We start from the raw sequence: 19,202 nt of genomic DNA, 5'->3' as shown, positions 1-19,202 counted from the left end.
GTGGCTCCAGAGGGTCAGCTCACGGACCGCCAGAGTGACGAGCGTGCCGGCCCCGGCGGAGCGCCGGAGGACGGCCGGCGGACGCCCGGGGGCGACGCGGAGCGGGCCGCCGACATGCCGTCGGCGGCCCGCTCCCGGTGCGTGGTCGGGTCAGTGCCCGGCGCCCGCCGTGGCCGGCGGGAGCTCCACCTGGACCCCCGCGTCGCCCGCGTCCGCCGTGTAGTCCTCCGGCCGGGTCTCGTCGAGGCCCTCGGGGGCCTTCACGGCCTTCAGGACGAACGTGAGGACCACCGTGACCACCACGTTGAGGACGAACGCCGTGAGACCGATGTAGCCGATCTCGCCGATGCCCGGGATCTCCTTTGCGGAGCCGCCGAAGTGCTTCTGGGTCGGGGAGGCGACGCCGTAGGCGGCGAGCGTGCCGTAGACCATGCCGACCGCCCAGCCGGCGAGCAGCGCCCAGCGGTGGAACCAGCGGGTGAACAGACCGCCGACCAGGGCCGGGAAGGTCTGCAGGATCCAGATGCCGCCCAGCAGCTGGAAGTTGATGGCCACCGTCTTGTCCATCGTCAGGACGAAGACCAGCGCGCCCACCTTCACCAGCAGCGACACGACCTTGGAGACCTGGGCCTCCTGCTTGGGCGTGGCGTCCGGCTTGATGAAGTCCCTGTAGATGTTGCGCGTGAACAGGTTCGCCGCCGCGATGGACATGATGGCCGCCGGCACCAGGGCGCCGATGCCGATCGCCGCGAAGGCCACGCCCGCGAACCAGTCCGGGAACATGTCCTCGAAGAGCTGCGGGATCGCCAGCTGCCCGTTGGTCACCTTGACCCCGGCCGCGATCGCCATGAAGCCGAGCAGCGCGAGCAGGCCCAGCATCAGCGAGTACAGCGGCAGGATCGTGGTGTTGCGGCGGATCACCTCACGGCTCCTGGAGGACAGGGTCGCGGTGATCGAGTGCGGGTACATGAACAGCGCCAGGGCCGAGCCGAGCGCCAGCGTGGCGTAGGTCCACTGGCCGGCCTCCGGCGGCGTGAGCGCGCCGCGCGGCTTGCCGGTGGCCGGGTTGACCTGGCTGAACGCGTCGCCCGCCTTGGCGAAGACGTCGTCGAACCCGCCCAGCTTGATCGGGATGTAGATGATCGCCACCGCGATGACGATGTAGATCAGCGCGTCCTTCACGAACGCGATCAGGGCGGGGGCGCGCAGACCCGACGAGTAGGTGTACGCGGCCAGCACGCCGAAGGCGATGAGCAGCGGCAGGTCCTTCACGAACCAATTGGTGTTCTCGCCGCCACCGACCCCCATCACGTCCAGCACCGCCTGGATGCCGACGAGCTGGAGCGCGATGTACGGCATCGTCGCGAGGATGCCGGTGAGCGCCACGGCCAGCGACAGGCCCTTGGAGCCGAAGCGGCCGCGCACGAAGTCCGACGTCGTCACATAGCCGTGGCGGTGCGAGACCGACCACAGACGGGGCAGGAACGTGAAGATCAGCGGGTAGACCAGGATCGTGTACGGCACCGCGAAGAAGCCGGCCGCGCCCGCCGCGTAGATCGCGGCCGGTACAGCGACGAAGGTGTACGCCGTGTACAGGTCGCCGCCGAGCAGGAACCAGGTGACCCAGGTGCCGAACGACCGTCCGCCCAGGCCCCATTCGTCCAGGGAGTGCTCGTTGTCGGCCTTGCGCCAGCGCGCGGCCAGGAAGCCCATGACCGTGACGGCCAGGAAGAAGAAGACGAAGACGCCGAGCGCGACGCCGTTGACGCCGTCCTTCACTTCGCAACACCTCCGCCCTGCGTCCGGCGTCCGCGCTGGTCACGCAGCCACAGCCGGTGGGCGAGCACGGTGAGCGCGGTGGAGATCAGCACCCACAGCATCTGGTACCAGTAGAAGAACGGGATCCCGATGAACGCGGGGTCCGTCTTGGCGTACGAGCCGACCCACAGCATCGCCACGAAGGGCGCTACGAGGCACAGAGCGATGATCACGCGGACCGGTGTCACCACCGGTGGTCTCACTTCAGGCGTTTCGGACATGCCACGGCTCCGTCCCCTCGCTGATCAACCTGTGTAATGCGCAGGCAATCTAGGTGACGGTGTCGCGGGAGCGGAAGACCCCGTCCGCATATCGGCATGCCGATTTCGCGGTTGACGTGTGAAGACGCCGGACCGGCCGCGGCGCGGGCCGGTTCACCGGGTTGACCGGGTCACTCCGCCGGGCGCTTCAGACGGGCCACGAACTTGTACCGGTCGCCGCGGTACACCGAACGCACCCACTCCACCGGCTTGCCCTCGCGGTCCAGGGAGTGGCGCGAGAGCATCAGCATCGGCAGGCCCACGTCGGTGCCCAGCAGGCCGGCCTCGCGCGGGGTGGCCAGCGAGGTCTCGATGGTCTCCTCGGCCTCGGCGAGATGCACGTCGTAGACCTCGGCCAGGGCCGTGTACAGCGAGGTGTACTTCACCAGCGAGCGCCTGAGCGCCGGGAAGCGCTTGGCCGAGAGGTGGGTGGTCTCGATGGCCATCGGCTCGGCGTTGGCCATGCGCAGGCGCTCGATGCGCAGTACGCGGCCGCCCGCCGTTATGTCGAGCAGTTCGGCGAGCCGGTCGTCGGCCGTGATGTACCCGATGTCCAGCAGCTGGGAGGTGGGCTCCAGGCCCTGGGCGCGCATGTCCTCGGTGTACGAGGTGAGCTGGAGCGCCTGCGAGACCTTCGGCTTGGCGACGAAGGTGCCCTTGCCCTGGATGCGTTCGAGCCTGCCCTCGACGACGAGTTCCTGCAGGGCCTGGCGGACGGTGGTGCGGGAGGTGTCGAACTCGGCCGCGAGCGTGCGCTCGGGCGGTACCGGCGTGCCGGGCGCCTGCGTCTCCGTCATGTCGAGCAGGTGCTTCTTCAAGCGGTAGTACTTGGGCACGCGCGCGGTACGGACCGTCGTCCCGGCCTCGTTCTCCGCACTGCCGACGTCGGTGCTCATGCTCTGCCTTCCCGGCTCCTGATGCCGAAAGCGACCGACATCCCATCGGCCACGGCTCACATCGTGGCACGGCTTCGTGTGTCAGGGATCCATCCGCACGGTCCGTGACCTCCTCTATATACCCGGGGACCCGGTGTTGGTCTAGTCCATAGCACCCGGTCGCCCCCGGGCACCGCTCCCGCCCGGCGCCCGGCTAGATCCCCTGCCAGTCGGGCTTGTGGGCGTAGGTGTGCCGGAAGTAGTCGGCCAGCTTGAGCTTGGCGGCGGCGGCCTCGTCGACGACCACCGTGGCGTGCGGGTGCAGCTGGAGCGCGGAGGCCGGGCAGACGGCCGCCACCGGACCCTCGACGGTCGCGGCGACCGCGTCCGCCTTGCCCTCGCCCGTCGCGAGCAGCACCAGGTGCCGGGCCTCCAGGATGGTGCCGATGCCCTGGGTGATCACGTGGTGCGGGACCTGCTCGATGTCGCCGTCGAAGAAGCGGGCGTTGTCCACCCGGGTCTGCTCCGTCAGGGTCTTGATCCGGGTGCGCGAGGCGAGCGAGGAGCACGGCTCGTTGAAGCCGATGTGCCCGTCGGTGCCGATCCCGAGCAGCTGGAGGTCGACGCCGCCGGCCCCGGCGAGCGCGCGGTCGTACGCCTCGCAGGCCGCCTGGACGTCCGCGGCCGTGCCGTCCGGGCCCATGAACGCGTCCATGCCGATCCCGAGCGGCTCCAGCACCTCCCGGCGCAGCACCGAGCGGTAGGACTCGGGGTGCTCCGCGGGCAGTCCCACGTACTCGTCGAGCTGGGCGATACGGGCCCGCGCGGTGTCCACGGCGCCGGAGCGCACCTTGGCGGTCAGCGCCTGGTAGACGGGCAGCGGGGTGGAGCCGGTGGCCACCCCGAGGAGCGCGTCGGGCTTGCGCCGCAGGAGCTGGGCCATGGCCTCGGCGATCAGCTCGCCGCCCGCCGCGGCGTCCGGAACGATGACAACTTCCACGCTGGGCCTGCCGTTCTGAAGAAGCCGTGAGGAGCTATGTGGTTTAGACCAATCTGCGGACCAATCTAACAGGATCGGGAGGGCCGCACCATGCCGTTCCCGGGCCGTCGCGCCGAGCCGAACCGGAGCCGCCCGCCGAAATTGCCCCCGCCATCCGGCCCCGCTGCCGACCCGGGCGGGCTAGGCTTCGGGGCATCGCGTGCCAGTGGCTGTGCCACAACCCCTGCCCCCGCGCATGGACACGCCCTTGTGGTCTAGTCCACAATGCACGGGGGCACTGCAGGGAAAACTGAAAAGCTTCCGTCTTCCCCGCACAGGAGGACGGACCGAGGAACCGGTGCTCTCTGCCCTGACTGCCCCGGCTCCTCGACCTTCGGCCGACCGGGACCGCACACCCCACGGCCGATGATGCTCCGGGCTGCGGTGCCGGGAGGGTTGAGGGTCCCTCTCAGGCGCCGCGGCCCGCGGGTGTTTTTTCGGCCACTCACGGCCCGGGTACGCTCACAAGGTGCCCTCCATGAACGAACTCGTACGCCAGCACACGGCCCTCGACGACTCCGACCTCGAGTGGCTCCACCTGCTGGTCTCGGAGTGGCAGCTGCTCTCCGACCTCTCCTTCGCCGACCTGGTCCTGTGGGTCCCGACGCTGGACGGCGCCCGGTACGTCTCCATCGCCCAGATGCGGCCCAACACCGGCCCGACCTCCTACCAGGACGACATGGTCGGGCACCTGGTGCCGCGCGGCCGGCGGCCCATGCTGGACGCGGCGCTGGACGAGGGCCGGATCGTGCGCGAGGGGGACCCGGAGTGGCGCGAAGAGGTCCCCGTGCGGGTCGAGTCGATCCCGGTGCGCCGTGAGGGCCGCGTCCTCGGCGTCATCGCCCGCAACACCAACCTGCTGACCGTCCGCACCCCGAGCCGCCTGGAGCTGACCTATCTCCAGAGCGCCTCGGACCTCGCGCAGATGATCGCCGCGGGTTCCTTCCCCTTCCCCGACCAGCAGGTCGACATGGACGCCTCGCCGCGCGTCGGCGACGGACTGATCCGGCTGGACGCGGACGGCGTCGTCCAGTACGCCTCCCCGAACGCCCTCTCCGCCTACCACCGCCTCGGCCTCGCCGCCGACCTGGTCGGCCAGCACCTCGGGCAGACCACCGCCGAACTGGCCCCGACCCGGGGCCCGGTGGACGAGGCGCTCGCCAAGGTGGCCAGCGGCTGGGCGCCGCGCGAGTTCGAGATCGAGACCAACGACGGGGTCATCCAGTTCCGGGCCATCCCGCTCAAGCCCAAGGGAACCCGCATCGGTTCACTGGTGCTGTGCCGGGACGTCACCGAACTCCGGCGCCGCGAACGGGAGTTGATCACCAAGGACGCGACCATCCGGGAGATCCACCACCGGGTGAAGAACAACCTCCAGACGGTCGCCGCCCTGCTGCGGCTGCAGGCCCGCCGCATCGGCTCCGAGCGCGGCCGGGAGGCGCTGGAGGAGGCGGTGCGACGGGTGGGCTCCATCGCCATCGTCCATGAGACGCTTTCTCAGAACCTGGACGAGCGGGTGGAGTTCGACGACATCGCCGACCGGGTGCTCGCGATGGTCGCCGAGATCTCACCGGGCAAGGTGACCGGCCGGCGCAGTGGGCGCTTCGGGATACTCGACGCGGAGGTCGCCACCCCGTTGTCCATGGTGCTGACCGAGATCCTGCAGAACGCCCTGGAACACGGCTTCCGCGAGGGCGACACCGGCACGGTCGAGGTGTCCGCGGTCCGCGGCGGCACCACCAAGGAGGCCCGCCTGCTGGTCACCGTCCAGGACGACGGGGTCGGGCTGCCCGAGGACTTCGACCCGCACCGCTCGGGCAACCTCGGCCTGCAGATCGTACGGACGCTGGTCGAGGGCGAGTTGGGCGGCACGTTCGACATGGTCCCGGCGCCGGAGCGCGGCACCCGGGTGATCCTCGACATCCCGGTGCGCGCCCAGAAATGAGCAGCGGGCAAGCAGAAAGCCCCGGACCCTTGGGGGTCCGAGGCTCGTGCTCGTTGCTGCTCTGCTCTCGCTAAGCGCATCGGGGGTACTGCGCGCTGCGGCTCGGGGGCGGGAGATGCGTGCTCGCTGCACGCGCCGCCAAGCTCAGGCTGTCAGCAGGGGTGGGAGTGTCAGGCGGAGGCCTGACGGGCCCGGTTGCGAGCGGCGCGGCGCTTCATGGCGCGGCGCTCGTCCTCGCTGAGACCACCCCAGACGCCGGAGTCCTGGCCGGACTCGAGCGCCCACTGCAGGCACTGCTCCATGACGGGGCAGCGACGGCAGACGGCCTTGGCTTCCTCGATCTGCAGCAGCGCAGGACCGGTGTTGCCGATGGGGAAGAAGAGCTCGGGGTCTTCCTCGCGGCAAACGGCGTTGTGACGCCAGTCCATGGCTGCTACCTCTCCTTGGTATTACATGCAAGTTGCTTGTGAATGTGAACGCTTTCACGAATCCCTCAACAAGTGAAGGGCCGACCGCCGAGTCTTCCCCGGCGTGGTCCTTGGTTTGAAGAGGGGTTCCGGTGATCAGTGGAGGCCGGTCTTGCGGGCCGTCCCGATCGCCACGTAGAGACTCGCAAACCTCAGCGGCGGATACAACCCCTTCAGGAAAGTTTTTTTTGATTCCTCGGTGTCGACTGGGTCACAGCCGTACTTCCATGGGGTGGATCCTGGCCTAAACGTTCGAGTGAAAGGACTTTCGCCTCTTCCGCTCACACAATCACACGCAGTGCGCGGCGTACGCCTGTGAACGTCACGCTCGTACGCAGTCCCAGGTGGTCGCCGTCCATCTGAAGGGGGAGGGGGACCTTCGAATGCAAGGTGAACCGGTCCAGATCGTGCAGGGAGAGGGCGTGCTTGCCGTGGGGTCCGCGCTCGGGGGACGAAGTGAGCAACTGGGTGCCATACCGGGCAACCGCGGCCGTCGACAGGCGGCTGAGACCGAGCACGTCGATCCCGGTATCGAACGACGCCTTAGGTGACGTGTACATCGGGCGATTGCCGAGATACGTCCACGGGGACGTGTTCGAGACTATGGCGACGACCAGGTCGGTGATCGCTTCCGCGCCGTCCCGCTCCAGGGTGATGGGGCCGTGCCGGCGGTGCTGCTCGCCGAGGAACTGCCGGACCACCTGACGTACGTAGAGCGCGTGCGTGGACTTCTTGCCCCGCTCGCGCTGCTGCTCGACCCGGCCCACCACGCCCGCGTCGAAGCCGAGACCCGCGTTGAAGGTGAACCAGCGGTCCGGCACCGCCTCGTCCTCGGTGCCGGGCGTGCCCGAGGTCAGCCCGAGGCCGACGACCCGCTCGCTGCCCAGGCGCAGGGCGTCCAGCAGGGCGCCGGTGGCCTCGACGGGATCGTTGGGCAGGCCCAGGGCGCGGGCGAAGACGTTGGTGGAACCGCCCGGGACCACGGCGAGGCCGGGCAGCCGGTCCGGGTCGGGGCCGGCGTGCAGCAGGCCGTTGACCACCTCGTTGACGGTGCCGTCGCCGCCGAGGGCCACGACGAGGTCGATGTCGTCGCTCTCCGCGGCCTGCCGGCCGAGGTCGCGGGCGTGGCCGCGGTACTCGGTGGTGACCGCCTCCAGCTTCATCTCGCTCGCCAGCGCGTGGATCAGCACGTCACGCCTGCGTGCGCTTGTGGTGGTTGCCGCCGGATTGACCACGAGGAGTGCACGCATGGATGGCAGCGTACCTACTGGGGGGTACCCGGCCCAGACCGAGGTAGGGATCGGGTAAGAGACGGGGGCGTGAGTCCGGACACTCCGGACACCGGGCCGGGGCCGCTCCGCCCCGGCCCGCGGCGCGGGGCACGGCTACCCTTCTGGGGTGAGCAGCGAGCAGAACCCCACCCAGAACGACGGCGCCACCGACGCGACCGAGGCCGGCGGCGGCACCGACGGCACCGCCGGAGCGCGCCCGCGCCGGCTGACGTACGCGGCGGCGCTCTCCGCGTTGGAGGGGATGGCCCTCCTCGTCGGCGGCGTCTGGATCCTCGTCCTCGGGCTCACCGGCGACCCGGACGACCGGCAGCAGGCCGTGACCGGCGGGGTCACGCTGATGGTGCTCGCGCTGCTGCCGCTGCTGGCCGCGCGCGGCCTGCTGCTCAGGCGCGGCTGGAGCCGGGGCCCCGCCGTCATCACGCAGATCATGGCGCTCCCGGTGGCCTACAACCTGCTCAAGGCCGACAGCATGGCGATTCCGGGCGGCATCGCCCTCGCCGTCGTGGCCGTCGCGTCCCTGGTGCTGCTGGTGAACCCGGCGACGACCCGGGCCCTCGGGATCAAGGGGCCGGGCCGGGCGGAGTAGACGCCGCCCACTTCGGTACCGCTACTCCTCCACCAGGAGCTTCTCCCGCAGCTGGGCGAGGGTCCGGGCGAGCAGCCGGGACACGTGCATCTGCGAGATGCCGACCTCCTGCGCGATCTGCGACTGGGTCATGTTCCCGAAGAAGCGCAGCAACAGGATGCGCTTCTCCCGCGGCGGCAGGTCCTCCAGCAGCGGCTTGAGGGACTCGCGGTACTCCACGCCCTCCAGCGCCTCGTCCTCGGCGCCGAGGGTGTCGGCGACCGCCGGGGACTCGTCGTCGGTGTCGGGGACGTCCAGGGACAGCGTCGAGTACGCGTTCGCGGACTCCAGGCCCTCCAGGACCTCCTCCTCGGAGATGGCGAGCTTCTCGGCCAGCTCGTGCACCGTGGGGGAGCGGCCGTGCAGCTGGGACAGCTCCGCCGTCGCCGTGGTCAGCGCCAGGCGCAGCTCCTGGAGCCGGCGCGGCACGCGGACCGCCCAGCCCTTGTCGCGGAAGTGCCGCTTGATCTCGCCGACGACCGTCGGTGTGGCGTACGTGGAGAACTCCACACCGCGCTCGGGGTCGAAGCGGTCGACCGACTTGATCAGCCCGATGGTGGCGACCTGGGTGAGGTCGTCCAGCGGCTCGCCGCGGTTGCGGAAGCGGCGCGCCAGGTGCTCGACGAGCGGCAGGTGCATACGGACCAGCTGGTTGCGCAGCTCCGCGTACTCCGTGCTGCCCGCGTTCAGCTTGCGCAGCTCGACGAACATCACACGCGCCCCGCTGCGGTCCTGGGGGTCGTGGTGAGGGGTCGGCGCGGCCTCTGCGCCCGGCGCGCCGTCCTCCGCGTGTCGCTCGTGCTCGCTCATCGTCCCGCCCGTAGCCCTTCCCCGAGCCCCCGCCTGCGCGCGGGCGGCGGAGCCGGCCGTCCCACGTCCCTCAGCAGGCGTGCTCTGCGCGGCACCGTCGCCGGCGGCCTCCGCGGAGTCCTCCTCCGGGTGTGGCCTGGCCTGCTCGGGGATGCCGTCGATGCCGTCCGCCATGCGTCGGGATGCAGCCGTGGACTCTCGGTCCCCCGTCGGCAGCTCCCTTGTGCCGCGCTCTTCGTCCCGCACCGGCCCGTCCCCGTTCCTCACGCCGGCCCGGGGCCCGCGCCGCGCTGTTTGTAGAGGCTGATCGACACGGTCCTGTCCTCGTCCACGGCGGACGAGACCTTGCCCGCCAGGGCCGAGAGCACGGTCCACGCGAAGGTGTCCCGCGAGGGCGCGTGGCCGTCGGTGGTCGGCGCCGACACCGTGACCTCCAGCGAGTCGTCGACGAGCCGGAAGACACAGCTCAGCACCGAGCCGGGCACGGCTTGTTGCAGCAGGATCGCGCAGGCCTCGTCGACGGCGATGCGCAGGTCCTCGATCTCGTCCAGGGTGAAGTCCAAACGGGCCGCCAGGCCGGCCGTGGCCGTCCGCAGCACCGACAGGTAGGCACCCGCAGCCGGCAGCCGGACTTCCACGAAGTCCTGGGTCGCGGGCTCGCCTGCGATCTGGGACACCCTCACCTCCATGGTGGTACAAGCTTTACGGGGCCGAGGGTCGCCCCCCGGGGTAACGCACACGTGGTTCCGCGGTGACGCTATCGCGCTCCGAACGTATCTGTCCCCGGGACCCCAACCCCCTGGCGTCACTCACAGTAAAGCTGTGGATACGCTCCGTGTCTAGAGGGTCAGCGGCCCCAAAAGGGAAGAGCGCGCGCCGGGTTGACGTACCCCGGCGTCAGACGCCCGAACCGTCGGCGGTCACGGCCGCGTGCCGTCCCTGTGAAGTGTCACACGAGAACGTGGTCGACGAAGCACCACCGCCAGTCCTCGCCGGGCTCGAAGGTCCGCATCACGGGATGACCGGTCGTCGCGTGGTGCTCCGTGGCGTGCCTCCCGGGCGAGGAGTCGCAGCAGCCGACGTGGCCGCAGGTGAGGCACAGGCGCAGCTGCACCGGATGCGTGCCGTCCCGCAGGCACTCGGGACAGGTCGCGGCGAGCGGCTCGGGCTCGTGGAGCGGCAGCGCGTCGGTGTGCGTGCACTGTTTCATGATTGCCACAGTACGACGGGCGTGCGGGGGACCGCGCGAAAAACGAGGGTGGGCGAGAACCATGGACGTGATGCCGCTGCTGTTGCTGGTGGCGGGCAGTGCGGCGGTCGCCGCCGCGGCCCGGCGCGGACCGGTGCCGGCGCCGCTGCTGCTGGTCGCGGTCGGCCTCCTGGTCTCCTACGTGCCCGGGGTGCCGGACTACGAACTCGACCCGGAAGTGGTACTCCCGCTGCTGCTGCCCCCGCTGCTTTACACCTCGGCCACCGACAGCTCCTACCTCGACCTGCGGGCCCAGCTCAGACCGGTGGCCCTGCTGTCGGTCGGCTACGTGCTCTTCGCGACCGTCGTGGTCGGATGGGCCGCCTATGTGATCATCCCGGGAATGCCGCTGACCGCCGCCCTGGTGCTGGGCGCGGTGGTGGCCCCGCCGGACGCGGTGGCCGCCACGGCGGTCGCCCGCCGGGTCGGTCTGCCGTCGCGGATCACGACGATCCTCCAGGGCGAGTCCCTGCTGAACGACGCCACCGCGATCACCGCCTACAAGGTCGCCGTCGCCGCCGCCGTCGGCGCGGGCGCCACCTGGGCCGGCGGCATCCGCGAGTTCCTGTTCGCCGCCGTCGGCGGCGTCGGCGTCGGGCTCGTCCTCATGGCGCCCCTGCACTGGCTGCGCACCCACCTGAGGGAACCGCTCATCCAGAACACCCTCTCGCTGCTGATCCCGTTCGTCGCCTACGGGGTCGCCGAGCAGCTGCACGCCTCCGGGGTCCTCGCGGTCGTGGTCGTCGCCCTGTACCTCGGTCATCGCGCGTGGGAGGTCGACTTCGCCACCCGGCTCCAGGAGGAGGCGGTGTGGAAGATGGTCGCCTTCATCCTGGAGTCGGCCGTCTTCGCCCTGATCGGCCTCCAGCTCCCGGTCGTCCTCAAGGGCCTCGGGCACTACGAGGGTGCCGAGGCGACCTGGTACGCGGTCGTCCTCTTCCTCGTCGTCGTCCTCGCCCGGTTCGCGTGGGTGTACCCCGCGACCTTCCTGCCCCGCCTGTCGGCGCGCGTGAGGGAGCGCGAGGAGGACCCCACCTGGCGTGGCGCGATGGTCACCTCGTGGGCCGGGATGCGCGGCGTGGTCTCGCTGGCCATCGCCTTCTCCATCCCGGCGACCGTGAACGGCGGCGGTGCCTTCCCGCAGCGCAACCTGATCCTCTTCCTGACCTTCACCACCGTCATCGGCACCCTGGTCCTGCAGGGGCTGACCCTGCCCCCGCTGATCCGCCTGCTGAGGTTCCCCGGCCGCGACCGGCAGGCCGAGACGCTGGCCGAGGCCAACGCCCAGGCACAGGCGTCCCGGGCCGCCGAGAACCGCCTGGACGAACTGCTCTCCGACGAGCGCAACGCGCTGCCCCCGCCGCTCGCCGACCGCCTGCGCACGGTCCTGGAGCGCCGGCGCAACGCCGTCTGGGAACGGCTCGGCCAGCTGAACCCCGTCACCGGGGAGTCCGTGGACGACACCTACCGCCGGCTGTCCCGCGAGATGATCAGCTCCGAGCGCGAGGTCTTCGTCAGGCTCCGCGACCACCGCTACATCGACGACGAGATGCTGCGCGCGCTGCTGCGCCGGCTCGACCTGGAGGAGGCGGCCGCCTACCGCGAGGCCGGGTAGCGGAGGGCCGGCGGGCCCGCCGGGGCGTCCAGGCGTCCGTCAGGCCGCGGGGAAGGGCCGGCCCGTGACGACCGCGGCGACGGCCGTCCCGCGCGCGAAGGCGCCCTCCTCGGCCAGGGCGACAAGTCCCCAGAGCAACTTGGCGACATAGATACGTTCCACCGGCAGCCGGTGCCGCTGCTCGAAGTCCTCGGCGAAGGCGTCGAGTTCGGGGCCGGTGCGGGCGTAGCCGCCGAAGTGGAAGCGGTCGTCCAGGGACCAGGCGCCGGTGCGGGCGCCGAAGGCGCGCTCCTGGAGGGCCGTCACCTCGCCCGCCAGGAAGCCGCCCCTGAGCACCGGGACGCCGAGCGCGCGCTGCCCCGGGGCCAGCCCGGCGGCGAGCCCGGCGAGCGTGCCACCGGTGCCGCAGGCCACCGCGACGACGTCGGCGCGGCCGCGCAGCTCCACGCCGAGCTCGCGGCAGCCGCGCACCGCCGCGGTGTTGCTGCCGCCCTCCGGGAGGACGTACGCGTCCTCGGCGCCGGCCGCCCGCAGGAGCGCGGCCAGGGTCTCCGGCTCGTCCTTGCGCCGGTACGCCGACCGTTCGACGAAGTGCAGCCGCATGCCGTCGGCCGCGCACCGGGACAGCGACGGGTTGAGCGGGCGGTCGGCCAGCTCGTGGCCGCGCACCACGCCGGTGGTCGGCAGCCCGAGCAGCCGGCCCGCCGCCGCGGTCGCCCGCAGGTGGTTGGACCAGGCGCCGCCGAAGGTGACCAGCGGCCGGCCCCCCGCCGCCGCCAGGTTCGGCGCCAGCTTGCGCCACTTGTTGCCGATCAGCTCGGGGTGGACGAGGTCGTCCCGCTTGAGCAGGAGACGCAGGCCGCGCCGGTCGAACCGGTCGTCCCGTATCTCCTCCAGGGGCGACGGCAGACGCGGGGCGAGCTGGCCGGGGCTGGTCACGCCACCATTGTCGCCCGGGCCCCGACTAACCCTTCAGCCGCTCCCCGACCCGCTCGCGCAGCCAGGCCATCGTGAAGCCGCGCGGGTCGACCTTGCCCGGCTGCCACTCCCGGTGGCCGATGACCGACCGTTCCGTCCAGCCGTGGGCACGGCACACGGCCGCGGCGACCCGCTCGATCGCGTCCAGCTGCTCCTCGGGCCAGGGGTCCTCGCCGTCGCCCAGGTTCTCGCACTCGAAGCCGTAGAAGTGGCGGTTGCCGTCGGTGTTGGCCTCGTTGTCCGGGGGCAGCCGCTTCTCGGCGATCACGGCGCGCAGCACGTCGTCGTCGCCGAGGCCGGCGTGGTTGGTGCGCCCGTAGCCGACCAGGTGGACCGTGCCGTCCTTGGTGATCACGCCGTGACACAGCGGGCCCGGCAGTGCCGGGAAACCTTCCCGGCAGATCTCCACGGTGCGCGCGCTGCCGCGGGTCACGGTGTGGTGGATCATCACGCCGTGGACGGGACCCCAGGGCCCCTTGTGGTTGCGGTTGTGGTGCCGCCAGTCGCCGACCTCGACGACGGTGACGCCTTCCGCGCGAAGCGCGTCCAGAAATCCGCTCGCGGACAGGGGAGGGGCCATGGCCGGCTCCTTCGTGCTGTGCCCGGTGGCCGCCGGTCGCGGCCCCGTCGTACCGGAGCTTCTACCGAAAACGGACGTCCTGGCCTACATCGTTCGCACACTGTGCGAGCCGATCCGGACAGATCGCGCATCGTGGGCGGTGCTGGACAAGGTCCCTCTTTCTGCCCACTAGTGCGATGATCCATTCCCGCTCTTTCGGGTAATGGCGTGGTCGCTCTTCGTACTGGAAGGCTCGACCGCGAGACCGGTGTGCGATGCGGCGCCGGGCATACAGGAGAGGGCATTTTCTTATGTCGGTAGGCGAAGAGGTCCGCACGGAGCAGGGCAAGCCCCAGCAGTCTCTCGGCACGGCGGCTGCGCGGAACCTGGCCACCACGACCAAGTCCGCCCCACAGATGCAGGAGATCACCTCCCGCTGGCTGCTGCGGACCCTGCCCTGGGTCGACGTGCAGGGCGGCACGTACCGGGTGAACCGGCGTCTGACGTTCGCCGTCGGCGACGGCCGTATCACCTTCGTCAAGACCGGGGACCAGGTGGAGGTCATCCCGGCGGAACTCGGCGAGCTGCCGGCCCTGCGGTCGTACGAGGACGACGAGGTGCTCACCGAGCTGGCCCGGCGCTGCCGGCAGCGGGAGTTCGCGCCCGGCGAGCTGATCGCCTCCTTCGGCAGCCGGACCGACGAGGTCCATCTGCTGGCGCACGGCAGGGTCGAGAAGATCGGCACCGGCCCGTACGGCGACGACGCGGTCCTCGGTGTCCTCGCCGACGGCGCCTACTTCGGCGAGGCGGCGCTGCTGGACCCGGACGCGATCTGGGAGTACACGGCCCGCGCGGACACCGCCTGCACGGTGCTGACTCTCAGCCGCCAGGACTTCGAGCAGGTCGCCGAGCGCTCCGACTCGCTGCGCGACCACGTCCACGAGCTGCGCTCGATCCCCGAGCAGCGGACCAACAGGTACGGAGAGAAGGAGGTCGAGCTGGCGGCCGGCCACAGCGGTGAGCCGGACATCCCGCACACCTTCGTCGACTACGAGGGCCGCCCCCGCGAGTACGAACTGAGCATCGCCCAGACGGTGCTGCGCATCCACTCGCGCGTCGCCGACCTCTACAACCAGCCGATGAACCAGACCGAGCAGCAGTTGCGGCTCACGGTCGAGGCGCTCAAGGAGCGTCAGGAGCACGAGCTGGTCAACAACCGGGACTTCGGACTGCTGCACAACTGCGAGTACGACCAGCGTCTCCAGCCGCACGACGGTGTGCCCAGCCCGGACGACATGGACGAGCTGCTCAGCCGCCGCCGCGGCACCAAGCTGTTCCTCGCCCACCCGCGTGCGATCGCGGCGTTCGGGCGCGAGCTGAACAAGCGCGGACTCGTCCCGGAGACCGTCGAGATCGGCGGCAACCGCATCCCGACCTGGCGCGGTGTGCCGATCTACCCGTGCAACAAGATCCCCGTCTCACCGGAACGCACGACCTCGATCATCGCCATGCGTACCGGCGAGGCCGAGCAGGGTGTCATCGGGCTCCGGCAGTCCGGCATCCCGGACGAGATCGAGCCGAGCGTGTCCGTCCGGTTCATGGGTATCAACGAGCAGGCCGTCATCAACTACCTGGTCACGGCGTACTACTCGGCGGCCGTTCTGGTGCCCGACGCCCTCGGTGTGCTGGAGAACGTCGAGATCGGCCGGTGGAGGTGACGTTTCCGTACGTCGCGGCCGTGTCCCCGCCCTCCGGGGCGGGTACGCCCTCGGTGCGTGCGGCCGGCCGGAGCGGAGGCGGCGCCGGCCGCGGACTGTGCGAGGGGGGCCCATGACCGACTTCATGACGGGGACCAGGGAGCGTGCGCCCGCGCCGCGCGAGCGGCGGGGGGCCGCGGGCGACGCCGGACCCGGCCCGCTCGACGGACAGGAGGCGGCGGCGCTGCTGGCGCGGACCCGGGCCCTGGTCGACCCGGCGCTGCGGGCGGCCCTCGACTCACTGCCCGGCGCCATGCGGCGGATCGCGCTCTACCACTTCGGCTGGGAGCAGGCCGACGGCACACCGGCGGCGGGCAACGCGGGCAAGGCCATCAGACCGGCGCTCGTGCTGGCCGCGGCCGCCGCGCTCGGCGGGTCCCGGGCGAGGGCGGCGGCGGTCCGGGCGGCCGCCGCGGTCGAACTGGTCCACAACTTCTCGCTGTTGCACGACGACGTGATGGACCGGGACACCTCCCGCAGACACCGGCCCACCGCCTGGGCCGTGTTCGGCGAGGCGGACGCGATCCTCGCCGGTGACGCCCTGCAGGCGCTGGCCCTGCGCCTGCTCGCCGAGGACCCGCACCCGGCCGCCGGGCCGGCCGCGGTGCGGCTCGCCGACTGCGTCGTCGAGCTGTGCGAGGGCCAGCACACGGACACGGCCATGGAGCGCCGCGCCCCGGACGAGGTCACGCTGGACGAGGTGCTCGCCATGGCCGAGGCGAAGACCGGCGCGCTGCTGGGCTGCGCCTGTGCCCTCGGCGCCCTGTACGCGGGCGCCGGCGAGGAGGACGTGGCGGCGCTCGACGGGTTCGGCCGCCAGGCCGGGCTCGCGTTCCAGCTGATCGACGACGTCATCGGCATATGGGGCGATCCGCGGCGCACCGGCAAGCCGGCCGGCGCCGATCTCGCGGTCCGCAAGAAGTCGCTCCCGGTGGTGGCGGCCCTGGCCAGCGGTACCCCGGCCGCGGCCGAACTCGCCGCGCTCTACGGCACTCCTTACGCCGAGGGGGAGGACGGGGGTGGCGGGGAGATCGCGCGGACGGCCCTGGCCGTCGAGCGGGCCGGCGGCCGGGACTGGGCGCAGGCGGAGGCGGCCGACCGGATGGCCCGGGCGATGCAGGAGCTGGCCCGCGCCGTGCCGGCACCGGAGGCGGCGGGCGGTCTGCTGGCCCTGGCCGAGTTCGTGACCCGGCGCAGCAGTTAGGGCCTGCCGCCCGGACCGTGCCTGGCTCGCGGGCCCTGGCGCCCGGGTCCGCCCTTGTCCGGCTTGGTCCGGCTCGGTCCGGCCTGACCGGGCCTGCTCGGGTCTCCTCGGGCCTGGTCCGGCCTGACCGGGCCTCCTCGGGCCTACACCGGCCTCGTCCGGCCTGCTCGGGCCACGTGCGGCCTGATCCGGACGGAAGACCCTGGACCGCCGTCGGCCGACGGCGCGGTGACCGGGGCCGCCGCGACCTGTGACGCGGCGGCCGCGGCCCGCGCCGGCGGCCGGCGGGCGAAGACCCCGGAGCCACCGGGGTGTGCGGCTCCTGACCCCGCGCCCCCGCCGGTGGCTCCGGCCCGGCGGCCCCCGCGCATCCCCAGGTGCGCGGGGCCGCCGTACGTCCGCAGGCTCGTCCGCCCGGGCCCGAGGGCCGCTACCCGCCCGGGACGATCGCCTCGACCAGGCCCTCCGGGACCCGCACGCCCGGCAGGGCGTCGTCCAGGACACCGGGCAGGGTCAGGTGTTCCACGATGAGCCCGAGCATGGCCAGGTAGAGCACGGTGACGGTCTCGAGACCTACCCGATGGTCCACGGCACGGGGATGCCGATGTTCGCCACCGGCCTCGACATCCAGGAGTCCGGCCCGGACTCGGTGCGGCAGTTCGGCAACGGCGCGCTCGTGCGGACGTACTCCGGGAAGCGCTGAGCCCCCGGCCGCCCTACCCTGAGGGCATGGACAGGGAGGCACACGTCTGTCCCGTCTGCGGACAGTCCGTCGACACGGTCGTCGGGCGGCACAAGACGCTGGGCGCCTGGGTTCCCGTGTGGCGACCCGGCCCGTGCCGCAACCCCGACTGCGCGGCCCGCGGCGGGCCGGCCGAGCGGGCCGTGCGGAGCGAGCCCGGCGCCCCGGCGCCCGGCGCCGGCGCGGCACGCCCCGTCGAGTGAGCCGCGGCCGGCTACTGAGCGGACGGTCCCGGCCGGCCGGGACCGCGGTGTGCCGCGCGGCCCTGCCGAGGCTCTAGCGTGGCCGCATGCCGAAACTGCCGCACATCGTCCACATCACCGAACGCTCCCTGTGGGAGGCGGCGCGCGAGGCCGGCGCCTACGAGGTGTCCACCCGCGGCCGCACCCTCCAGGAGGAGGGGTTCATCCACTTCTCCACCCGCGAGCAACTCCCGCGCATCGCCGCCTTCCTGTACGGCGACTACGAGGGGCCCGACGAACTCGTCGTGCTGGTCGTGGACCCCGCCCTGCTCGGCGTACCGGTGCGGTACGACGCCATGCCGCCGCACGGTGAGGAGTTCCCGCACGTGTACGGCCCGGTGCCGGTCGACGCCGTCGTGGACGTGGAGCCCTGGGGCTGACCGGGCCGACCGGGCCGGCCCGGTCGCGTGTTCACGTCCGGGGCAGCCCGCCGGTCTCCGGATCGCGGCCGGTCAGGCAGTAGACGCCGCCGGCCGGGTCGCGCATCACCGTCCAGTGCGGGCCCCGGCCGACGACCGTGGCGCCCAGCCGCTCGTGCCGGGCCCGGGTCGCCCCGATGTCGGCGCAGGCGAGGTCTGGATGGGCGGAGGGCGGACGCTCGTCGTCGAGCCGCTGCAGCAGGATCCGGACCGGCAGGCCCGCCGGCGGTGTGAGCACGCGGAACTCGGGCCGGGAGGCGGCCGGCGACTCCCAGCCGGTCAGCGCGGCCCAGAAGGCGGTCTCCGCGTCGTACACGGAGGGCGGGACGTCCAGGCACACCTGGTCGAGGCGGCTGCCCTCGACCACGGGCGGCCGGACCGCCTCGCCCTGCCAGGCCCCCACGCAGAACGGCTGCCCGCCCGGCGAGCGGAGCACGGCCCAGTCCCCGTGGTCGGCCGCCGTCACCGCGCCGAGTCCGGTGGCCGTGGCCAGGAACGCCCGCACGTCCTCGACGAAGAAGTCGAGGTGCGCCCCGCCCTCGCCGTCGAGGACCCCCTGCAGCTTCAGGCAGGGGTCCGCGCCGTCCGGCAGCAGCGTCACGAACTCCCGGTGCTCGCCCCGGAATCCGGAGAGCCCGGTGCCGGTGACGGCCGTCCAGAAGGCGTGGGCCTCGGCGAGCCGGCCGAGCGGCCGGTCGACGAAGGCGTAGGTCCAGCGGATCGTGTTCATGACCGGATGGTAGGCAGCCGTCCCCGCTCCCGGCCGGGAGAAGGATCAGTACCGCCGGTCAGCCGACCGGTTGCTCCGCGGGGCGCTGGAGGAAGCGCAGCATGTTGCCGGCCGGGTCCCGGAAGGCGCAGTCGCGCACTCCGTACGGCTGGTCCGTCGGCTCCTGGAGGACATCGCCGCCGGCCTCCCGGACCCGCGCGTACAGCGCGTCGCAGTCGGTGGTGGTGAAGATGACCCCGCGCAGCAGGCCCTTGGCGAGCAGCTCGGCGATCGCCTGCTTGTCGGCCGCGGAGATGTCCGGGCTCGCGCCCGGCGGCTCCAGCACGATCTCCACGTCCGGCTGCAGCGGCGACCCGACGGTGACCCACCGCATGCCCTCGAAGCCCACGTCGTTGCGGACCTCCATACCGAGCACCTCGCAGTAGAAGTGGAGCGCCTTGTCGTGGTCGTCCACGGCGATGAAACACTGCTTCAGTTTCAGATCCATGGCCTCACGCTAGGGCCTGGTGCGAAGGTGGCGCCTGCCGTGCGGGCGACGACGCCCCTTTCGCAACAGGCCCCAGGCCGGGCAGGCCC

21 protein-coding genes and 1 pseudogene are annotated in these 19,202 nt (G+C 72.0%); 8 read left to right on the top strand and 14 right to left on the bottom strand.

Annotated features, from left to right (window positions below):
* Positions 1 to 150: 150 nt before the first annotated feature.
* The 4 genes from mctP to nagB all read right to left on the bottom strand — a co-directional run bounded on the left by mctP (position 151) and on the right by nagB (position 3,953).
* Entirely contained in the window at positions 151 to 1,779 is a 1,629-nt protein-coding gene (gene mctP / locus PV343_RS34075) for a monocarboxylate uptake permease MctP (protein ID WP_319150896.1), read from the bottom strand.
* The gene (locus tag PV343_RS34070) at positions 1,776 to 2,039 is read right to left on the bottom strand and encodes a DUF3311 domain-containing protein (RefSeq protein WP_319150894.1); all 264 of its coding nucleotides are present in this window, start codon (positions 2,037 to 2,039) and stop codon (positions 1,776 to 1,778) included. The genes mctP and PV343_RS34070 overlap by 4 nt, the downstream gene beginning before the upstream one ends.
* Positions 2,040 to 2,209: 170 nt before the next feature.
* Positions 2,210 to 2,974, bottom strand: a complete 765-nt coding sequence (locus PV343_RS34065; protein WP_133920241.1) for a GntR family transcriptional regulator — start codon at positions 2,972 to 2,974, stop codon at positions 2,210 to 2,212.
* A 193-nt stretch (positions 2,975 to 3,167) separates the two neighbouring features.
* On the bottom strand, positions 3,168 to 3,953 hold the full coding sequence (gene nagB, locus PV343_RS34060; protein WP_319150893.1) for a glucosamine-6-phosphate deaminase: 786 nt from the start codon (positions 3,951 to 3,953) through the stop codon (positions 3,168 to 3,170).
* 508 nt (positions 3,954 to 4,461) lie between these two features.
* On the opposite strand from nagB, the gene PV343_RS34055 reads away from it, so the two are divergent.
* On the top strand, positions 4,462 to 5,937 hold the full coding sequence (locus tag PV343_RS34055; RefSeq protein WP_319150892.1) for a sensor histidine kinase: 1,476 nt from the start codon (positions 4,462 to 4,464) through the stop codon (positions 5,935 to 5,937).
* Positions 5,938 to 6,107: 170 nt separating this feature from the next.
* Here the strand turns inward: PV343_RS34055 and PV343_RS34050 are convergent, their stop codons facing one another.
* Complete coding sequence (locus PV343_RS34050) at positions 6,108 to 6,365, bottom strand: WhiB family transcriptional regulator (protein ID WP_016639615.1); 258 nt, start codon at positions 6,363 to 6,365, stop codon at positions 6,108 to 6,110.
* Positions 6,366 to 6,685: 320 nt separating this feature from the next.
* Complete coding sequence (locus PV343_RS34045; RefSeq protein ID WP_319150891.1) at positions 6,686 to 7,654, bottom strand: diacylglycerol/lipid kinase family protein; 969 nt, start codon at positions 7,652 to 7,654, stop codon at positions 6,686 to 6,688.
* Positions 7,655 to 7,802: 148 nt separating this feature from the next.
* Here PV343_RS34045 and PV343_RS34040 point away from each other — a divergent pair, with 148 nt between their 5' ends.
* The gene (locus tag PV343_RS34040) at positions 7,803 to 8,282 is read left to right on the top strand and encodes a hypothetical protein (RefSeq protein WP_415923533.1); all 480 of its coding nucleotides are present in this window, start codon (positions 7,803 to 7,805) and stop codon (positions 8,280 to 8,282) included.
* A 21-nt stretch (positions 8,283 to 8,303) separates the two neighbouring features.
* Here the strand turns inward: PV343_RS34040 and PV343_RS34035 are convergent, their stop codons facing one another.
* The 3 genes from PV343_RS34035 to PV343_RS34025 all read right to left on the bottom strand — a co-directional run bounded on the left by PV343_RS34035 (position 8,304) and on the right by PV343_RS34025 (position 10,341).
* Positions 8,304 to 9,377: an RNA polymerase sigma factor SigF gene (locus PV343_RS34035; RefSeq protein ID WP_319150890.1), complete on the bottom strand. Its 1,074-nt coding sequence runs from the start codon at positions 9,375 to 9,377 to the stop codon at positions 8,304 to 8,306.
* A gap of 17 nt (positions 9,378 to 9,394) precedes the next feature.
* A complete protein-coding gene (locus tag PV343_RS34030) occupies positions 9,395 to 9,808 on the bottom strand; it encodes an anti-sigma factor (protein ID WP_006136266.1) in 414 nt (137 codons plus the stop codon).
* A 272-nt stretch (positions 9,809 to 10,080) separates the two neighbouring features.
* Positions 10,081 to 10,341 (bottom strand): UBP-type zinc finger domain-containing protein, encoded by a 261-nt coding sequence (locus tag PV343_RS34025; RefSeq protein ID WP_319150889.1) that lies wholly within the window; start codon positions 10,339 to 10,341, stop codon positions 10,081 to 10,083.
* A gap of 61 nt (positions 10,342 to 10,402) precedes the next feature.
* Between PV343_RS34025 and PV343_RS34020 the strand changes: the two genes are divergently transcribed.
* On the top strand, positions 10,403 to 11,995 hold the full coding sequence (locus tag PV343_RS34020; protein ID WP_319150888.1) for a Na+/H+ antiporter: 1,593 nt from the start codon (positions 10,403 to 10,405) through the stop codon (positions 11,993 to 11,995).
* A 39-nt stretch (positions 11,996 to 12,034) separates the two neighbouring features.
* Here the strand turns inward: PV343_RS34020 and PV343_RS34015 are convergent, their stop codons facing one another.
* Both PV343_RS34015 and PV343_RS34010 read right to left on the bottom strand, forming a co-directional pair.
* On the bottom strand, positions 12,035 to 12,934 hold the full coding sequence (locus PV343_RS34015) for a 1-aminocyclopropane-1-carboxylate deaminase/D-cysteine desulfhydrase (RefSeq protein WP_319150887.1): 900 nt from the start codon (positions 12,932 to 12,934) through the stop codon (positions 12,035 to 12,037).
* 25 nt (positions 12,935 to 12,959) lie between these two features.
* The gene (locus PV343_RS34010; RefSeq protein ID WP_319150886.1) at positions 12,960 to 13,553 is read right to left on the bottom strand and encodes an N-acetylmuramoyl-L-alanine amidase; all 594 of its coding nucleotides are present in this window, start codon (positions 13,551 to 13,553) and stop codon (positions 12,960 to 12,962) included.
* Positions 13,554 to 13,843: 290 nt separating this feature from the next.
* Here PV343_RS34010 and PV343_RS34005 point away from each other — a divergent pair, with 290 nt between their 5' ends.
* Both PV343_RS34005 and PV343_RS34000 read left to right on the top strand, forming a co-directional pair.
* A complete protein-coding gene (locus tag PV343_RS34005) occupies positions 13,844 to 15,250 on the top strand; it encodes a family 2B encapsulin nanocompartment shell protein (RefSeq protein ID WP_319150885.1) in 1,407 nt (468 codons plus the stop codon).
* Positions 15,251 to 15,362: 112 nt separating this feature from the next.
* Positions 15,363 to 16,493 (top strand): family 2 encapsulin nanocompartment cargo protein polyprenyl transferase, encoded by a 1,131-nt coding sequence (locus PV343_RS34000; protein WP_319150884.1) that lies wholly within the window; start codon positions 15,363 to 15,365, stop codon positions 16,491 to 16,493.
* A 430-nt stretch (positions 16,494 to 16,923) separates the two neighbouring features.
* Here the strand turns inward: PV343_RS34000 and PV343_RS33995 are convergent.
* Positions 16,924 to 17,067 (bottom strand): annotated as a pseudogene (locus tag PV343_RS33995) (TetR/AcrR family transcriptional regulator); the annotation flags it as partial.
* 6 nt (positions 17,068 to 17,073) lie between these two features.
* On the opposite strand from PV343_RS33995, the gene PV343_RS33990 reads away from it, so the two are divergent.
* The 3 genes from PV343_RS33990 to PV343_RS33980 all read left to right on the top strand — a co-directional run bounded on the left by PV343_RS33990 (position 17,074) and on the right by PV343_RS33980 (position 17,857).
* Positions 17,074 to 17,196 carry a hypothetical protein gene (locus PV343_RS33990; protein ID WP_319150883.1) on the top strand — a complete coding sequence of 41 codons (123 nt, stop codon included), beginning with the start codon at positions 17,074 to 17,076 and terminating at the stop codon, positions 17,194 to 17,196.
* Between the two features lie 26 nt (positions 17,197 to 17,222).
* On the top strand, positions 17,223 to 17,438 hold the full coding sequence (locus tag PV343_RS33985) for a hypothetical protein (RefSeq protein WP_319150882.1): 216 nt from the start codon (positions 17,223 to 17,225) through the stop codon (positions 17,436 to 17,438).
* Positions 17,439 to 17,524: 86 nt separating this feature from the next.
* Positions 17,525 to 17,857, top strand: coding sequence for a DUF952 domain-containing protein (locus PV343_RS33980; protein ID WP_319150881.1), 333 nt, complete (start codon positions 17,525 to 17,527; stop codon positions 17,855 to 17,857).
* Positions 17,858 to 17,888: 31 nt separating this feature from the next.
* On the opposite strand, the gene PV343_RS33975 is transcribed toward PV343_RS33980, so the two are convergent.
* Both PV343_RS33975 and PV343_RS33970 read right to left on the bottom strand, forming a co-directional pair.
* On the bottom strand, positions 17,889 to 18,626 hold the full coding sequence (locus tag PV343_RS33975) for a VOC family protein (protein ID WP_319150880.1): 738 nt from the start codon (positions 18,624 to 18,626) through the stop codon (positions 17,889 to 17,891).
* Between the two features lie 58 nt (positions 18,627 to 18,684).
* Positions 18,685 to 19,113 carry a VOC family protein gene (locus PV343_RS33970; protein WP_319150879.1) on the bottom strand — a complete coding sequence of 143 codons (429 nt, stop codon included), beginning with the start codon at positions 19,111 to 19,113 and terminating at the stop codon, positions 18,685 to 18,687.
* Positions 19,114 to 19,202 lie beyond the last annotated feature (89 nt).

The organism is Streptomyces sp. WI03-4A (assembly GCF_033792105.1).
Lineage (GTDB): Bacteria > Actinomycetota > Actinomycetes > Streptomycetales > Streptomycetaceae > Streptomyces > Streptomyces collinus_A.
This window is presented reverse-complemented; position numbering and strand designations above follow the sequence as displayed.

What these genes read in the sequence shown, in the direction of transcription:
- PV343_RS34070 (WP_319150894.1), bottom strand. Translation starts at nt 2,039, where the DNA reads ATGTCCGAAACGCCTGAAGTGAGACCACCGGTGGTGACACCGGTCCGC.
- PV343_RS34065 (WP_133920241.1), bottom strand. Translation starts at nt 2,974, where the DNA reads ATGAGCACCGACGTCGGCAGTGCGGAGAACGAGGCCGGGACGACGGTC.
- PV343_RS34050 (WP_016639615.1), bottom strand. Translation starts at nt 6,365, where the DNA reads ATGGACTGGCGTCACAACGCCGTTTGCCGCGAGGAAGACCCCGAGCTC.
- PV343_RS34045 (WP_319150891.1), bottom strand. Translation starts at nt 7,654, where the DNA reads ATGCGTGCACTCCTCGTGGTCAATCCGGCGGCAACCACCACAAGCGCA.
- PV343_RS34025 (WP_319150889.1), bottom strand. Translation starts at nt 10,341, where the DNA reads ATGAAACAGTGCACGCACACCGACGCGCTGCCGCTCCACGAGCCCGAG.
- PV343_RS34020 (WP_319150888.1), top strand. Translation starts at nt 10,403, where the DNA reads ATGGACGTGATGCCGCTGCTGTTGCTGGTGGCGGGCAGTGCGGCGGTC.
- PV343_RS34010 (WP_319150886.1), bottom strand. Translation starts at nt 13,553, where the DNA reads ATGGCCCCTCCCCTGTCCGCGAGCGGATTTCTGGACGCGCTTCGCGCG.
- PV343_RS34005 (WP_319150885.1), top strand. Translation starts at nt 13,844, where the DNA reads ATGTCGGTAGGCGAAGAGGTCCGCACGGAGCAGGGCAAGCCCCAGCAG.
- PV343_RS34000 (WP_319150884.1), top strand. Translation starts at nt 15,363, where the DNA reads ATGACCGACTTCATGACGGGGACCAGGGAGCGTGCGCCCGCGCCGCGC.
- PV343_RS33990 (WP_319150883.1), top strand. Translation starts at nt 17,074, where the DNA reads ATGGTCCACGGCACGGGGATGCCGATGTTCGCCACCGGCCTCGACATC.
- PV343_RS33985 (WP_319150882.1), top strand. Translation starts at nt 17,223, where the DNA reads ATGGACAGGGAGGCACACGTCTGTCCCGTCTGCGGACAGTCCGTCGAC.
- PV343_RS33980 (WP_319150881.1), top strand. Translation starts at nt 17,525, where the DNA reads ATGCCGAAACTGCCGCACATCGTCCACATCACCGAACGCTCCCTGTGG.
- PV343_RS33975 (WP_319150880.1), bottom strand. Translation starts at nt 18,626, where the DNA reads ATGAACACGATCCGCTGGACCTACGCCTTCGTCGACCGGCCGCTCGGC.
- PV343_RS33970 (WP_319150879.1), bottom strand. Translation starts at nt 19,113, where the DNA reads ATGGATCTGAAACTGAAGCAGTGTTTCATCGCCGTGGACGACCACGAC.